Here is a 15,259-nt window from a genome sequence, read left to right on the forward strand (position 1 = left end):
GGAGGCCACGGCGATGATGTGCTTCACGCCCGGCACGCCCGCCTTCGACGTCGCCGCCTGGGCGCGAGGGCCGGGCGCAGCCGGCCCCGGACCGGATCCCGCCGGACGCTCGGCCGTGAGCGTGGCGATGACGCCCGCCACGCCCGGGATCGCCTTCACCGCCGCCTCGACCGCCTGCCGCACCGGCTCCGCCGCCTGCGGACGTTGCGGGTCGGCGGAGACGGACACGTAGACCTTGCCCGCGTTGACGGTGACCCCGCTCAGAGCCCCGGTGACGGGCTTCCCGTCGGGGCCGCGGACGTTGGCGAGGGCGGCAAGGACGTCTTTCTCGGTGATCACGCGGGCTTCCTCGGACGGTTCGGCGCCGCTGCGGGCGCCGGATGCGACCTGCATCGGGCAGTGCGCTCTATGTAAAGAGGCCGCACAACCGGTCAACGGCCGTCGTGCCCGGCCGTTCGCCGTCTCGCGGGACAACGTCCCGGCGTGGTAGGCTACCCGTCGTGCCGTTCCGGGATTGCCGCGTGCGTTTCGCCCCCGCCCTGCGCTGTGCCATCGCCGTCTTCGTCCTCGGTGCCGCCATGGGCGCCGGCGCACAGGAGCGTGGACCGCTGCGCATCGCCACCGAGGGGGCCTACCCGCCCTTCAACTACACGGATGCGGCGGGGCAACTGCAGGGGTTCGAGATCGACCTCGCCCGCGCGCTCTGCGATCGCATGGCCGCGACCTGCACCTTCACGACGGAAGACTGGGAGCGCCTTATCCCCGGCCTGCGCCACGGGCACTTCGACGCCATCGTCGCCTCGCTCGAGATCACGCCCGAGCGGCAACAGCGCATTGCCTTCAGCAAGCCGTACTACCGGACGCCGGCCGTCTTCATGGGGCGAAAGGGCGATGCCGTCCCCGGAACCGACCCAGCGACCCTCCGCACGCTGCGGGTGGGGGCGATGGCGGGCACGCCCTACGCGAACTGGCTGCTCCAGAAGGTGGGGCCAGAGGGGCAGGTGCGGCTCTATGCCAACCAGGACGAGGCGAGCCTCGACCTCGCGCTCGGGCGTATCGACCTCGTCCTCGGCGACAAGATCGCGCTGCAGGAATGGCTGAAGCGCGGCAAGGAGGCCGACTGCTGCGTCTTCGTCGCTGATGCCCCGGCCGATCCCGCCGTGTTCGGCCTCGGCTACGGCATCGGGGTGAGAAAGGACGACACGTCCCTGCGGCAGCACCTCGACGCCGCCCTCGACGCGATCATGGCCGACGGGACCTACGACGCGATCCGGGCCCGCTATTTCCCGTTCGACGTGCGTTGAGTGTGAATTTCTCGAGCCTGTCGGACGGCGAAAGCGGTGCAGTTTGCGCCGCCCCCGGTGTTGCACTCGCGAAGACGGCGGTGTCCAATGCGGCATCGGAAACCGCCCGCTTCAGGCGTCGCGAGGCGGTCCGGACGCACGAACCCCGCGAACGCGGGTCATCCTGGAGGGATAAGGACGTGAAGAAGAGTGTCGGTCTGATCGCCGCGACGGTGGCGGCGATGCTCGCCGGGGCGGGTCTCGCCCAGGCGCAGCAGAAGGAGTGGAAAGAGGTCCGCATCGGCACGGAGGGCGCCTATCCTCCCTGGAACAACCTCAACTCCGCCGGCAAGCTCGAGGGCTTCGAGATCGATTACGGCAACGCGCTCTGCGAGAAGATGAAGGTGAAGTGCACCTGGGTCGCGCAGGACTGGGACGGCATCATCCCGGCGCTGCTCGCGGGCAAGTACGACGTGATCATGGCCGGCATGAACGCCACCGAGGAGCGCGCCAAGCGCGTCGCGTTCACCAACACCTACAGCCGCACGCCCATCTCGATGATCGGCCCGAAGTCGCAGGCTTCGACCGACATCTCGCCGGCGGCGCTGAAGGGCAAGGCGATCGGGGCCCAGGGGTCCACGATCCACGCGAACTACCTCGAGAAGTACTACAAGGACGCGCAGATCAAGCTGTACCCGACGCAGGAAGAGGCCAACCTCGACCTGAAGAACGGCCGGCTCGACTACATCATCGCGGACAAGCTCGCCCTGCAGGACTTCATCGACGGCCAGGGCAAGGACTGCTGCAAGTTCGTCGCCGACGTGAAGCGTGACCCGACCATCCACGGTCCGGGCGTTGCCGCCGCCACCCGCAAGGAGGACACGGCCCTCATCGCCATGTTCAACAAGGCGATCGAGGAGACGATCAAGGACGGCACGCACAAGAAGATCATGGACAAGTACTTCAAGGTGAACATCCTCGTCGACTGATCGACGGGCCTGAAAAAGAAAGCCGGGCGGCACGCGTGCCGCCCGGCTTTTTGTTTGCTTCGGTGCCGCGGCTCGGGCGCTCTACGCCCGGCCAAGGCGCGGTTCAGCGCAGGACGACAACCTTCGTGCCGACGCGGACACGGCTGTAGAGGTCCTCGACGTCCTCGTTGAGCATGCGGATGCAGCCCGAGGACACGGCCTGGCCGATCGTCTCCGGCTCGTTGGAGCCGTGGATGCGGTACAGCGACGAGCCGAGATAGAGGGCGCGCGCTCCCAGCGGGTTGTCCGGGCCGCCCGGCATGTAGCGGGGCAGATCGGGACGGCGCTTCAGCATCTGCGCCGGCGGACGCCAGTCGGGCCACTCGCGCTTGGCGGTGATGGTCTTCACCCCGCCCCACTCGAAGCCGGGGCGGCCGACGCCGACGCCGTAGCGGATCGCCTGGCCGTTGCCGAGGATGAGGTACATGCGCCGCTCGGTCGTCGAGACGACGATCGTGCCGGGCCCGTAGCTGCCGTTGTAGCTCACCGTCTCGCGCGGCACGGCCGTCGCGGCGGGGCGGCTCTCGATGACGGGGGCGTCGGCGATGGGCTGACGGGTCAGGGGATCGATCTGGTACGCATGAGCCGCTCCGGCCAGGGCGAAGAGCCCGGCAGCGGCGCTGGCGAACGCGATAGCCGTACGGCGCATCGGTGGAGCCTCGCTGGGAAGGTTGAGTCGTGGACGCGGTCAGGAAACCACGAGGTGGTTACCGTCTCCTCACCGATCAATTCAACGGACCCTGGTCGGTGTTGCATCACACAAGCGCGTAATCGCCACCCTGTGTCCGTCCGGCCACACAGCGAGGGCCACGGTTCGCGCTTGCCCCGGTCGTCGCCCGAGGGAGGCGCGCCTTGACAGGCCCCGGCGGTCTGCCTAGAAGCGGCCCGTCCGGGGGGCGCGTAGCTCAGCGGGAGAGCACTCCCTTCACACGGGAGGGGTCACAGGTTCAATCCCTGTCGCGCCCACCATTTCCTCTCCGGACTCGCGTCTCGACAACGATCATTCCATCATTGCAGCGTCTCATGGGTGCGGACGGCGGCGTCGCGCCGTCTTGGCTTCCCACGGCCTCCGTGCCATGGGAGCCGGGTCCAGACCGCAGGAGCCTGCCATGTCCCGCCTCGCCGCCGCCGCCGTCCTCTCCGCCGCCGTTGTACTCGCCGCCGTCCCTGCCGGCGCCCAGGACGCCAAGCTGGGCGCGCTGACGATCTCGGGGGCGTTCACCCGGGCCACGCCTCCCGGCGCGCAGGTCGCAGGCGGTTACATCGTCATCTCCAATGCGGGCGCCGCGCCGGACCGGCTCGTCTCGCTCACGGCGGACATTTCGCCGCGCTCGGAACTTCACGAGATGAAGATGGACAAGGGCACGATGATCATGCGCCCCATGGAGGGCGGCATCGAAGTGCCGGCCAACGGCAAGGTCGAGCTGAAGCCGGGCGGGCTGCACATCATGTTCACGTCGATCACCCGCCAGCTGAAGGTGGGCGAGGCAGTGAAGGCGACGCTGGTGTTCGAGAAGGCCGGCAAGGTCGACGTGACCTTTCCGGTCCTGCCGATCGGCGCCCAGCCCAAGGCGAGCGAGCACGCCCACTGACCGTCCGAGAGGGGCGGCGGCGCCTCAGGCGACGGCGGCCCGCGGGGCGGCGAGCGAGCCCAGCGCCCCCTCCAGCGCGTCGAAGTGATCGATGACCACGTCGGGACCGAGTTGGGTCACCGGAACCTCGGTGTAGCCGAAGGTCACCGCAATCACGGGAAGGCCCGCATTTCGGGCGGTGTCGATGTCGGTCCGGCTGTCGCCGACCATCACCGCGTGGCGCGGATTGCCGCCGGCCTTCTCCACGGTGCCGGTGAGGTGGCGGGCGTCAGGCTTGGTCCACGGGAAGCTGTCGCGCCCGCAGATGGCGCCGAAGAGCGGCGCGACGCCCAGCGCCTCCAGCAACTGTACCGCGTGGGCCTCGACCTTGTTCGTGCACACGGCGAGCCGGTGCCCGGAGGCCGCAAGGCGCCGCAGGGACGACTCCGCCCCCGGGAACAGCCGCGTGCGGACGGCCAGGTTGGCGCTGTAGTGGTCGAGGAAATCCCGGAAAAGCTCGGCGAGCCGCGCCTCGCTGACGCTGCGACCGTCCAGCGCCATGCCGTACTGGATCATGGCCTTGGCGCCGGCGCCCACCACGGGGCGGATCCGCTCCGCCGGCACGGGGGCGACGTTCTCGCGGGCGAGGATGACGTTGAGGGTGTCGATGAGGTCGGCCGCGGTATCGGCAAGGGTGCCGTCCAGGTCGAAGACGACGGTGGGCCGGAGATCGCTGCGGGACAGGGTCATGGGGCCTCGTTTCGCGGGCGCTCGGGCAGCCGATGCCGCCCTGTGTGACTGAGCCGCGGTACTGCGTCAACTCGCTGATTCGCGCTTACGGACCGTTAACCATGGGGCCTCCACAGTCGTCCCATGTCGCGCCGGACCGCCGCCGGCCGCCCCCGTGACCACCGTGGAGTCCGTGCCATGCCGAAGTCCGCTTCGCGCTTCCTGTCCGCGTCGGCCGTCCTCGTCGCCCTTGCGGGCCCCGCGGTTGCCGGCCAGTTCGAGTTCGTCCCCGCACCGCAGACGGACCTCAACCGCATCTACCGGATCGACCGCGTCACCGGCGAGGTGGGCGCCTGCCAGTATGGCCAGAAGGAGGGTACCTTCGGCGTCACGCTGTGCTTCCCGGCCGGCGACGGCGCCGGCAAGCAGGAGCCGTCCGAGTACGGCCTCGTCGCCTCCCGCCACGAGCGCGAAGGCGGCGTGTTCCGCGTCGACATGCGCACCGGCGCCATGAGCATCTGCTACGTCTTCGACGAGCGCGTCGTCTGCACGCCGCCCGAAAAGGGTGCGCTCGCGACCGTGGCCCAGACGCCCGCTCCCGACGTCACGGGCACCATCCGCAAGCCCTGACCGGCCTGCCCGGAGGTAGCGCGGCTTCCCGCCGGCCTCCTCCCCGTGCTAAGGCCTGACCGCCCCCGGCCGCGTTCGCGGACCGGGCTTTCGGATTTTTGAACCCGAACCGGACGGTCCGCATGCCCATCTCCCAGCTCCTCGCCGGAGACCCGCGATGAGCCTCGAAGCCCTCAAGCGCGAGGCGGCGCGCCACGCCCTGGCGCTCGTCGAGCCCGGCATGCGGCTCGGGCTGGGCACCGGTTCCACGGCACGGCACTTCGTCGACCTGCTCGGCGAGCGCGTGGCGGACGGCCTCGACGTCCTGTGCGTGCCGACCTCCGAGGCGACGCGCCAGCAGGCCGAATCGCTGGGCATTCCCCTGACCACCCTCGACGAGACGCCCGAACTCGACCTGACGGTCGATGGCGCGGACGAACTCGACGATGACCTGCGGCTCATCAAGGGCGGCGGTGCGGCGCATCTTCGCGAGAAGATCGTCGCCAGTGCCTCCTCGCGCATGGTCGTCATCGCGGACGAGACGAAGCATGTCGCCATGCTCGGCCGCTTCCCGCTGCCGCTCGAGGTCGTGCGGTTCGGCCTTGCCGCCACCCTGCGGCGCATCGAGGCGGCCATAACGTCATCCGGTTGCAGGGGCGACCTGATCCTGCGTCGCCGTCCCGACGGGGAGCCGGTCCTCACCGACAGCGGCAACGTCGTGATCGACGCCCGCCTCGGCCGCATTCCCGACCCCGAGACACTCGCCGCCGCCCTCGACGGCGTGACGGGCCTCGTCGAGCACGGCCTGTTCCTCGGCCTCGCCGAGCGCGCCTACATCGCCACCGCCTCCGGCGTGGTCGTCATCGGAAAGACCGATTGATCCGCGACGACCGAGCCACGACATCAGCCATCATGCGGCCGAGCGACGGCGTCGCCCCGCAGCGAACGACCCGAAGGAGACCCGCCATGGTCCGCAGCATTACCGCCAGCATCGTGCTCCTTGCCGGAACCGGCATCGCCCTGGCCCAGCAGGCCGCGCCCGCGCTGCGCCCCACCGCGCCCGCCCAGACGGCCCAGGCGGCTCCCGCGCCGGCCCAGCCCGCGCCTTCGGCGACGTCGCCCGCGGGTCCCACGGCCTCGCACCTCGCGATCGCCAGGGACGTGGTCCAGTTGTCGGGCCTGTCGCGCTCGTTCGAGTTCATCGTCCCGCAGTACTCCGAGCAGCTCAAGGCGACCTTTGCCACGACGCGCCCGGAGATCATGAAGGACCTCGACAAGACGCTGCAGGACCTGCGGCCCGAGTTCGAGGCCCAGCGCAACGACATCCTGAACGCGGCCGCCCGCGTCTTCGCCGGGCGCATCAACGAGGCGGACCTCAAGGAGATCGCCGCGTTCTTCAAGAGCCCGGCCGGCAGCCGCTACGTGTCCGCCCAGCCGCAGGTGATGGAAGACCTCTTCGGCGAGATGCAGGCGTGGAGCCGCCGCCTCTCCGAGTTCATGATGTCGCGCGTGCGCGCCGAGATGAAGAAGAAGAACATCGACATGTGAGCCGCGGCGAGCGGCCCGCCGCCCGCCAGCCCGACGCTACGGAGACCACCATGGCCGATTACGACGTCGATCTCTTCGTCATCGGGGCCGGCTCCGGCGGCGTCCGCGCCGGACGCATCGCCGCGGGCTACGGCGCCCGCGTGATGGTGGCGGAGGAGTACCGTGTCGGCGGCACCTGCGTCATCCGTGGGTGCGTTCCCAAGAAGCTGTACGTCTACGCGTCCCGCTTTGCCGATGAATTCGAGGAGGCCGCGGGGTTCGGCTGGTCGGCGGGCGAGCCGCGCTTCGACTTCGGCGCCCTCAAGGCGGCGAAGGACAAGGAGATCGACCGGCTCGAGGGCGCCTACCGCAACACGCTGCGCAATGCCGGGGTGGACCTCGTCGAGAGCCGCGCCACCGTGGCCGGTCCCAACGCCGTCCGCCTTGCCGACGGCCGCACCGTCACGGCAGGACGGATCCTCGTGGCGACGGGCGCACGGCCCTACCTGCCGGTCATCCCGGGCATCCATCTCGCCGAGACGTCCAACGACATCCTCGAGTGGTCGGCGCTGCCGCACAGCGTGATCATCGTCGGCGGCGGCTACATCGCGGTCGAGTTCGCCTGCGCCCTGTCGCGGATGGGCTCCAACGTCACCCTCGTCATCCGCCGCGACCGCGTCCTGCGCGGGTTCGACGACGACCTGCGCGAAGCGCTTCAGAACGAGATGATCCAGGCCGGCGTCCGCATCGTCACGGACACGGACATCGTCGCCCTCGACGGCCGTCCCGGCTATGTCGCCGCCACGCTCATGAACGGGGAGGGGCTCTCCGCGGACCACGTCGTCTATGCCACCGGGCGCGTGCCGAACACGGCGGGCCTCGGGCTGGAGGAAGCCGGCGTCGAGCTCGACGCGGAGGGTGCCGTCCGCGTCGACCGCTTCTCGCAGAGCTCCGTCCCCTCGATCTACGCGGTCGGCGACGTGACGAACCGGCTCAACCTCACGCCGGTCGCAATCCGGGAAGGGCATGCGTTCGCCGACACGGTGTTCGGCAACCGGCCGGTGGAGGTCGACCACGCCAACGTGGCGTCGGCCGTGTTCTCGACGCCGGAGATCGGGACGGTGGGGCTCACCGAGGCGCAGGCCCGCGCCCGCGGCGAGGTCACGATCTACCGCACGAGCTTCCGCCCCATGAAGGCGACGCTCTCCGGATCGACGTCGCGCACGCTGATGAAGCTCGTCGTCGACAAGACGACGGACCGCATGCTCGGAGTCCACATCCTGGGCGAGGGGGCGGGCGAGATGATCCAGTGCATCGGGATCGCCGTCCGGATGGGCGCCACCAAGCGCGACTTCGACATGACGATGGCCGTGCACCCGACCGCGGCCGAGGAACTCGTCACGCTGCGCACGCCCGTCGCGGGCTGAGCGAGTCTGTTCAGCCGAGGGCCGGGGGGCGGGATTCGGCGTCCTCGGGCTTGTCGACCTGGATCGCCGGCGCGCGCACCACGATGCGCCAGGCCACGAACGCCACCATCAGCACGTGCACGAACCCGTTGTGCACGAAGAGCATGATGTCGCCATAGCGCGCCATCAGGCTCGCGGCGATGATCGGTCCCGCGATGGCACCGAGACAGTAGAGGAACAGCAGGGTCGACGAGATGGCCACCGCCTTCTCCGTTCCCAGCCGGTCCACGGCGTGCGCCGTCATCAGCGGGTACAGCACGGGGGTCGTGACCCCGAGCAGGAAGCCGAAGGCATAGAGCAGCGCCGTCGACGGCGTGCCCAGGAGCACGAGCGCGCCCTCGATGACCGCGGCGGCGGCGGCCGTGCCGGCGATGACGAGACGACGGTCGCGGCGGTCCGAGAGCCTTCCCAGCGGATAGGGGCCGGCGGCGGACCCCAGGATTACCGCGGTCATGAAGCTCGCCACCGTGCCGACGCCCATGTCGAGCCGCTCGACGAAGGCGGGCACCAGCGACCAGAAGGCACCGTTGCCCCAGCCCACGAGGCCGATGCCGATGGCCGCGACGGGCGCCCCCCGAAGCAGCGGCATGATCTCCAGCCGGCCCTTCGGCGGCAGCGGCGGCGGTTCCGCGCGCGTCATCGCCATCGGCACGAGCGCCAGGACGAGGAACGAGGCGGCGGCGGAGAACAGCTCGAAACCCTTCGGATTGACGAAGCGCAGCATCTGCTGGCCGGTCGCCGAACCGGCGAAGTGCACGACGTTGTAGAGGGCCAGCATGCGGCCCCGGTTGCTCCGGTCCGCCTTCGCCGTGATCCAGCTCTCCATGATCGCGTAGAGGCCGGCGAAGCAGAAGCCGAAGACGGCGCGCAGCGGTGACCAGACCCACGGAGAGACGACGATGGCCATCGCGAGCGTCGCGACCGCCGCCCCGGCCGCGTAGGCCGCGAAGGCGCGCACGTGGCCGGCGCGGCGCACGATCCCGGGCGTCAGGAACGTCCCCGCCAGCATGCCGGCGAAGTAGAAGGAACCGACGGTCCCGATGTCGGTCTGGCTGAAGCCCTCGAGGCTGGCACGCAGCGGCGTGAGCGTGCTCACGATGCCGTTGCCGGCGATCAGGATGAACAACGCGACCAGGACGGGCAGGAGGGCTTGGACGAGCGAGGGCACGGCCGGTGTCTCGACGGCAGGGGAGAAGGATGCGGCGGCAGGGCCGCACGCCAAGGCAGGCCGCCGCGCGCCGCGCCCCCTGCGACTCGCCGCTGCCTCGCCTTGCATAGGGCCGTTGGCGTCCGGGCGCCACCGCCGCAGCGCCTCCCGCCGTTGCAGCCGCGACATGGTCGCGCGCTTCGGATGCCCGTTAGGGGTGCATCGCTGGCCCTGGCGCGGCGCTTCTGCTAAGAGGCGCGGTTCCTGAAGGCCACGTGCGCCCGCAGCCGGTGGGACGGCGAGGGGCGAGGGGGAAACCGTGATGAGTGAGCGTTGGACACCTTCCAGCTGGCGCGACAAGCCGATCCAGCAGGTCCCGAGCTATCCGGACGCCGAGGCGCTCTCGGCCGTCGAGGCGCAGCTCGCCGGGTTTCCGCCGCTCGTTTTTGCGGGCGAGGCGCGCAAGCTCAAGCGGGCGTTGGGCAAGGTGGCGGCGGGCGAGGCGTTCCTGCTCCAGGGCGGCGATTGCGCCGAGAGCTTCGCCGAGCACAGCGCGGACAACATCCGCGATTTCTTCCGCCTGTTCCTGCAGATGGCCGTCGTGCTGACCTTCGCGGGCTCTTCGCCCGTGGTGAAGGTGGGCCGCGTCGCCGGCCAGTTCGCCAAGCCGCGCTCGGCGCCGACCGAGACCATCGACGGGGTGGAGCTGCCCTCCTACCGCGGCGACATCATCAACGGCATCGAGTTCACGACGGAGTCCCGCACGCCGGATCCGCGCCGCCAGCTGATGGCCTACCGCCAGTCGGCCGCGACGCTGAACCTGCTCCGCGCCTTCGCGACGGGTGGATATGCCAACCTCGAGAACGCGCACCGCTGGATGCTGGGATTCGTGAAGGACAGCCCCCAGAGCGGTCGATACCGTGAGCTCAGCGAGCGCATCACCGAGACGCTGGACTTCATGCGGGCCATCGGCCTCGACCCGGAGGCGCATCCCGAAATGCGCTCGACGGACTTCTACACCTCTCACGAGGCGCTCCTGCTCGGCTACGAGCAGGCGATGACCCGCGTCGACTCGACGACGGGCGACTGGTACGGCACCTCCGGCCACATGATCTGGATCGGCGACCGCACGCGCCAGCCCGACCATGCGCACATCGAGTACTGCCGCGGCATCAAGAACCCGATCGGCCTCAAGTGCGGGCCGTCGCTGAAGCCGGACGAGCTGATCCGCCTGATCGACGCCCTCAATCCCGCGAACGAGGCCGGCCGCCTGACCCTGATCGCGCGCTTCGGCGCGGAGAAGATCGGCGACCACCTCCCGGCGCTGGTGCGGGCGGTGCAGCGGGAAGGCCGCACGGTCGTGTGGTCCTGCGACCCGATGCACGGCAACACGGTGAAGGCGGGGTCGGGCTACAAAACCCGGCCGTTCGACCTGATCCTGTCGGAGGTGCGGGACTTCTTCGCCGTGCATGCGGCAGAGGGCACCTTCGCCGGCGGCGTGCACCTGGAGATGACGGGCAAGAACGTGACCGAGTGCACGGGCGGCGCCCGCGCCATCTCGGATTCGGACCTGCAGGATCGCTACCACACGCACTGCGACCCGCGGCTCAACGCCGAGCAGGCGCTCGAGCTCGCCTTCCTCATCGCCGAGCTGCTCAAGAAGGAGCGGCAGGCGCGCGGCCGTCCGAACGTCGAGGCGGCCGAGTAGGCACTGCGGACGGGTCAGCCGACCGCGAAAAGGAAAAGCCCCGGCCGAAAGGCCGGGGCTTTTGCATGAAGGGTCTGCCGGGCGGCGCGGATCAGTACTTGATGGCGAGGCCGGCCTTGATGGTCTGCAGGGTCGGCGTCGCGCCGTCCTGCGAGCTGGTGCCGTTGAAGTTGGTGAAGCCGACCCACTGGTATTCGGTGCGCAGGATCACGTTGTCCAGGAGGGCGTATTCGAGGCCCAGGCTCGCCGCGCCGCCCCACAGCCAGCCATTCTTGTACTGGCCGCCCCAGCCCAGCGTTCCGCCGTTCTGCGCGAGGACGTAGGTCGAGTCGGAGCCGCGGCCGAAGGCGAACCCGAGGCCTGCATAGGGCATGAACCGGCCGATGGGGAAGCCGGCGCGGACGCCGAGGACCGCGTAGTCCTGGAACGAGAAGCGCTGGTAGGCCTGGGGCACGGTGGCGCTGGGGTCGGCATAGCCATACGCCTTGAAGCCGCCGTTGAAAGTGGTGTAGCTCGCCTCGACGCCGAGGACGACGTCGTCCCACAGCCAGTTCATGCCGACATAGCCGCCGAAGAACGGCGCCTCGTCGGTGGCATCGGGAAGGCCTGAAATCAGCGCGACGCCGCCCACGGCATTGCCCGCCCGGGTCGCAGCGGTGCTCAGGCCATACTGGGAGAACTCGATCGTGCCCGTGGCATAGCCGCCGTGGATGCCCCCATAGAGGCCGCCCCAGTTGAACTCGGCAGCCGCGCCGGGCGGGCCGTCGTAGAGCGGCGGCGGCGGCGGCAGCCGGTAGTCGGCGGCGCCCGCTGGGGCGGCTGCAACGGCCGCGAGGGCGGCGGCGGAGACGGCGAGTGTGGCGGACAGACGCATCGGGCTGGGCCCCTTCAAGGCGGCATGCGCCGCGCTGGGAGATGACCCATTGGTAAAGAAGTAACCTTACCGCGCCGTTAAACGCCCAATTGCAATCGGTGCTTGTATCGCCCCGAAATGGCACGGTCGGCCGCACGGGCCGTGGGACGGAAACGCGCCGGTCGACGCGCGTCCATTGTCGCGGGGGGCGGGGCGCGCTAAACCCGCCTCAGCCTTGCGAGGGACCCCCATGAGTTCGAGCCCCACCACGATCGCCATCGCGCTCGCGCAGCTCGACCCCACGGTCGGCGATGTCGAGGGCAATGCCGCGAAGGTGCGGCGCGCCCGCGCCGAGGCTGCCGGGCTGGGCGCCGATCTCGTCATGTTCCCCGAGCTCTTCCTGGCCGGCTATCCGCCGGAGGACCTCGTACTCAAGCCTGCCTTCCAGGAGGCGTGCCGCACCGCCTGCGAGGCGCTGGCCCGCGAGACCGCCGACGGCGGCCCCGCCGTCCTCGTCGGCCTGCCCTGGCTGGAGCGGGGCAAGCTCTATAACGCCTACGTGCTCCTCGACGCCGGTCGCATCGATGCGGTGCGATTCAAGGTCGACCTGCCCAACTACGGAGTGTTCGACGAGAAGCGCGTCTTCGCGCCCGGCCCGATGCCCGGTCCGATCGCCTTCCGCGGCATCCGGATCGGCATTCCGATCTGCGAGGACATCTGGGGCGAGAGCGTCGTCGAGTGCCTCGCCGAGACCGGCGGGGAGATCCTGCTCGTGCCGAACGGCTCGCCCTACTGGCGCGACAAGAACGACACCCGCATCAACGTGGCTGTGGCCCGGGTCAAGGAGAGCGGCCTGCCGCTTGTCTACCTGAACCAGGTGAGCGGCCAGGACGAACTCGTGTTCGACGGCGCGTCCTTCGCGCTGAATGCGGACGGTTCGCTGGCGGCGCAGCTGCCCGCCTTCCGCGAGGTCGTCGCCCTGACCCGCTGGACGCTGGATGGCGGCGTCTGGCGCTGCACTGAAGGACCCCGCGCCGTGTGGGAGGAGGGGGACGAGGCGGACTACGCCGCCTGCGTGCTCGGCCTGCGTCACTACGTGGAGAAGAACCGCTTCCCCGGCGTGGTCCTCGGACTCTCCGGCGGCATCGACTCGGCACTCTGCGCGGCGATGGCAGTCGATGCCCTCGGCGCCGAGCGGGTCCACTGCATCATGCTGCCCTACCGCTACACGGCCCAGCGCAGCCTCGACGATGCGGCCGCCTGCGCCCGTGCGCTTGGCGTGCGCTACGACGTCGTCCCGATCGGCGGGCCGGTCGAGGCCATGACCGGCGCCCTCGCCGACCTCTTCAGGGGGCGGGATCCCGACGTCACGGAGGAGAACCTCCAGAGCCGCGTGCGCGGCACGATCCTCATGTCGATCTCCAACAAGTTCGGCCCGATGGTGGTCACCACGGGCAACAAGTCGGAGATGTCGGTGGGCTACGCCACGCTCTACGGCGACATGAACGGCGGCTTCAACCCGATCAAGGACCTCTACAAGACGCAGGTCTACCGCCTCTGCGAATTGCGCAATCGCTGGAAGCCGGCCGGCGCCCTGGGCCCGGACGGCGAGGTGATCCCCACCAGCATCATCGTCCGCCCGCCGAGCGCCGAACTGCGCGAGAACCAGACGGACCAGGACTCGCTCCCGCCCTACGATGTGCTTGACGCCATCCTTGAGGCGCTGGTGGAGCGGGAGATGCGGGTCTCCGACATCGTGGCCATGGGCTATGACGAGGCGACCGTGAAGAAGGTGGAGCGGCTGCTCTATCTGGCCGAATACAAGCGCCGGCAATCGGCCCCGGGCGTTAAGGTGACGCAGAAGAACTTCGGCCGCGACCGGCGCTACCCGATCGTGAACCGCTTCCGCGATCCCGGCCGCCCGGCCGCGGCGCCCGACGAGAGCCTGTTGCGCACGCCGACCGCGAGCCGCACCGAGGTCGTCGACTTTTGAGCGCGCCAGTCGTCCGCTTCGCCCCGTCCCCGACGGGCCGCCTGCACATCGGCAACGCCCGGCCGGCCTTGCTGAACGCGCTCTTCGCCCGCCGGCACGGCGGCCGCTTCGTGCTGCGCTTCGACGATACCGACGTCGCCCGCTCGCGGGAGGAGTTCGTTGCGGCCATACGGGAGGATCTGGGCTGGCTCGGCATCGTGCCCGACCTCGAGGTGCGCCAGTCGCAGCGGTTCGCCCTCTATGATTCCGCCGTCGCAAGCCTCAAGGCCGCGGGCCGGCTCTACCCGTGCTACGAGACCGAGGACGAACTCGAGCGTCGTCGCAAGCGGCAGGCGGCGCGCGGTCTGCCGCCGATCTACGACCGCGCGGCCCTGGCCCTGACCGAAGAGCAGAAGGCCGTCCTCGAGGCAGAGGGCCGGCGCCCGCACTGGCGCTTCCTCCTCGACCACCGGGTGGTGGAGTGGGACGACCTCGTGCGCGGCCCCTCGCACATCGACTGCGCATCTCTGTCCGATCCGGTGCTCGTCCGGGCCGACGGCACCTACCTCTACACGCTGCCGTCCGTCGTCGACGACGTCGACCTCGGCATCACCCACGTGATCCGGGGCGAGGACCACGTCACCAACACGGCGGTGCAGATCCAGCTTTTCGAACTGCTCGGGGAGGGGAGGGTCCCCCTGTTCGGGCACCACAACCTGCTGACGACCGCCAGCGGTGAAGGCCTGTCCAAGCGTCTCGGCCATCTGGGTCTGGGCGCCCTGCGCGAGCAGGGGCTCGAAAGCCTCGCCGTCGCCACGCTCGCTGTGCTGGTGGGCTCCGCCGAGGCGGTGCGTCCGGTTGCGTCGCTCGACGAACTCGCCGGGCTGGTCGACCTCTCCCGCCTCTCCCGTGCGCCGGCGCGGTTCGACGAGGCGGAACTCGCGGCGCTCAACGCGAAGATCCTGCATCACCTGCCGTTCGACGCCGTTCGGGACAGACTGGCGGCCCTCGGCATCGGGGGCGGTGAGCCATTCTGGCTCGCGGTGCGGGGCAATCTCGAGCGCCTCGCCGATGCCGCGGCATGGTGGCAGGTGGTCGCAGGACCGGTGGCGTCCGTGATCGAGGACGGCGACTTCGTCGCGCAGGCGGGCGCCCTGCTGCCGGCCGAGCCGTGGACCGATGCCACCTGGGGCGTGTGGACGGACGCGGTGAAACAGGCGACCGGCCGGAAGGGACGGTCCCTTTTCATGCCGCTGCGGCTCGCGCTGACGGGCCTCGACCACGGGCCCGAATTGCGGGGCCTGCTGCCTCTCATCGGACGGGAACGCGCCTCGGCGCGCCTTGCTGGTCGCGAGGCCTGACCCCG

15 protein-coding genes and 1 tRNA gene are annotated in these 15,259 nt (G+C 70.1%); 11 read left to right on the plus strand and 5 right to left on the minus strand.

From position 1 onward, the window contains the following. A partial coding sequence (locus ACX9GQ_RS13155) for an iron-sulfur cluster assembly protein (protein WP_459630007.1) occupies window positions 1–339 on the minus strand: 339 nt, incomplete at its 3' end. Window positions 340–521: 182 nt separating this feature from the next. On the opposite strand from ACX9GQ_RS13155, the gene ACX9GQ_RS13160 reads away from it, so the two are divergent. Both ACX9GQ_RS13160 and ACX9GQ_RS13165 read left to right on the plus strand, forming a co-directional pair. Continuing rightward, window positions 522–1,304, plus strand: coding sequence for a transporter substrate-binding domain-containing protein (locus ACX9GQ_RS13160; RefSeq protein ID WP_459630008.1), 783 nt, complete (start codon window positions 522–524; stop codon window positions 1,302–1,304). A gap of 179 nt (window positions 1,305–1,483) precedes the next feature. Further along, window positions 1,484–2,272, plus strand: coding sequence for a transporter substrate-binding domain-containing protein (locus tag ACX9GQ_RS13165; protein WP_459630009.1), 789 nt, complete (start codon window positions 1,484–1,486; stop codon window positions 2,270–2,272). Window positions 2,273–2,375: 103 nt separating this feature from the next. Here the strand turns inward: ACX9GQ_RS13165 and ACX9GQ_RS13170 are convergent, their stop codons facing one another. Further along, entirely contained in the window at window positions 2,376–2,960 is a 585-nt protein-coding gene (locus tag ACX9GQ_RS13170; RefSeq protein ID WP_459630010.1) for a L,D-transpeptidase, read from the minus strand. Between the two features lie 245 nt (window positions 2,961–3,205). On the opposite strand from ACX9GQ_RS13170, the gene ACX9GQ_RS13175 reads away from it, so the two are divergent. Both ACX9GQ_RS13175 and ACX9GQ_RS13180 read left to right on the plus strand, forming a co-directional pair. Next, window positions 3,206–3,280: transfer RNA gene (locus ACX9GQ_RS13175), tRNA-Val, on the plus strand. 140 nt (window positions 3,281–3,420) lie between these two features. Continuing rightward, on the plus strand, window positions 3,421–3,903 hold the full coding sequence (locus tag ACX9GQ_RS13180) for a copper chaperone PCu(A)C (protein WP_459630011.1): 483 nt from the start codon (window positions 3,421–3,423) through the stop codon (window positions 3,901–3,903). A 24-nt stretch (window positions 3,904–3,927) separates the two neighbouring features. Here ACX9GQ_RS13180 and ACX9GQ_RS13185 read toward each other — a convergent pair whose 3' ends face one another. Beyond that, window positions 3,928–4,632, minus strand: a complete 705-nt coding sequence (locus ACX9GQ_RS13185) for an HAD-IA family hydrolase (RefSeq protein ID WP_459630012.1) — start codon at window positions 4,630–4,632, stop codon at window positions 3,928–3,930. A 177-nt stretch (window positions 4,633–4,809) separates the two neighbouring features. Here ACX9GQ_RS13185 and ACX9GQ_RS13190 point away from each other — a divergent pair, with 177 nt between their 5' ends. From ACX9GQ_RS13190 to gor, 4 genes are all read left to right on the plus strand, one after another. Next, window positions 4,810–5,241 (plus strand): hypothetical protein, encoded by a 432-nt coding sequence (locus ACX9GQ_RS13190; RefSeq protein WP_459630013.1) that lies wholly within the window; start codon window positions 4,810–4,812, stop codon window positions 5,239–5,241. Window positions 5,242–5,398: 157 nt separating this feature from the next. Further along, window positions 5,399–6,100, plus strand: a complete 702-nt coding sequence (gene rpiA / locus ACX9GQ_RS13195) for a ribose-5-phosphate isomerase RpiA (RefSeq protein ID WP_459630014.1) — start codon at window positions 5,399–5,401, stop codon at window positions 6,098–6,100. Window positions 6,101–6,186: 86 nt separating this feature from the next. Continuing rightward, window positions 6,187–6,768 (plus strand): DUF2059 domain-containing protein, encoded by a 582-nt coding sequence (locus ACX9GQ_RS13200; protein WP_459630015.1) that lies wholly within the window; start codon window positions 6,187–6,189, stop codon window positions 6,766–6,768. A gap of 50 nt (window positions 6,769–6,818) precedes the next feature. After that, window positions 6,819–8,174, plus strand: coding sequence for a glutathione-disulfide reductase (gene gor / locus ACX9GQ_RS13205; RefSeq protein WP_459630016.1), 1,356 nt, complete (start codon window positions 6,819–6,821; stop codon window positions 8,172–8,174). 10 nt (window positions 8,175–8,184) lie between these two features. Here the strand turns inward: gor and ACX9GQ_RS13210 are convergent, their stop codons facing one another. Next, window positions 8,185–9,381: an MFS transporter gene (locus ACX9GQ_RS13210; RefSeq protein ID WP_459630017.1), complete on the minus strand. Its 1,197-nt coding sequence runs from the start codon at window positions 9,379–9,381 to the stop codon at window positions 8,185–8,187. 301 nt (window positions 9,382–9,682) lie between these two features. Here ACX9GQ_RS13210 and ACX9GQ_RS13215 point away from each other — a divergent pair, with 301 nt between their 5' ends. Further along, complete coding sequence (locus tag ACX9GQ_RS13215) at window positions 9,683–11,068, plus strand: class II 3-deoxy-7-phosphoheptulonate synthase (RefSeq protein WP_459630018.1); 1,386 nt, start codon at window positions 9,683–9,685, stop codon at window positions 11,066–11,068. A gap of 91 nt (window positions 11,069–11,159) precedes the next feature. Here ACX9GQ_RS13215 and ACX9GQ_RS13220 read toward each other — a convergent pair whose 3' ends face one another. Beyond that, on the minus strand, window positions 11,160–11,942 hold the full coding sequence (locus ACX9GQ_RS13220; protein ID WP_459630019.1) for an outer membrane protein: 783 nt from the start codon (window positions 11,940–11,942) through the stop codon (window positions 11,160–11,162). Between the two features lie 229 nt (window positions 11,943–12,171). Between ACX9GQ_RS13220 and ACX9GQ_RS13225 the strand changes: the two genes are divergently transcribed. Both ACX9GQ_RS13225 and ACX9GQ_RS13230 read left to right on the plus strand, forming a co-directional pair. Continuing rightward, window positions 12,172–13,914, plus strand: coding sequence for an NAD+ synthase (locus ACX9GQ_RS13225; RefSeq protein ID WP_459630020.1), 1,743 nt, complete (start codon window positions 12,172–12,174; stop codon window positions 13,912–13,914). Then, window positions 13,911–15,254, plus strand: a complete 1,344-nt coding sequence (locus ACX9GQ_RS13230; RefSeq protein ID WP_459630021.1) for a glutamate--tRNA ligase — start codon at window positions 13,911–13,913, stop codon at window positions 15,252–15,254. The genes ACX9GQ_RS13225 and ACX9GQ_RS13230 overlap by 4 nt, the downstream gene beginning before the upstream one ends. Window positions 15,255–15,259: the final 5 nt, after the last annotated feature.

Source organism: Alsobacter sp. R-9 (assembly GCF_054612375.1).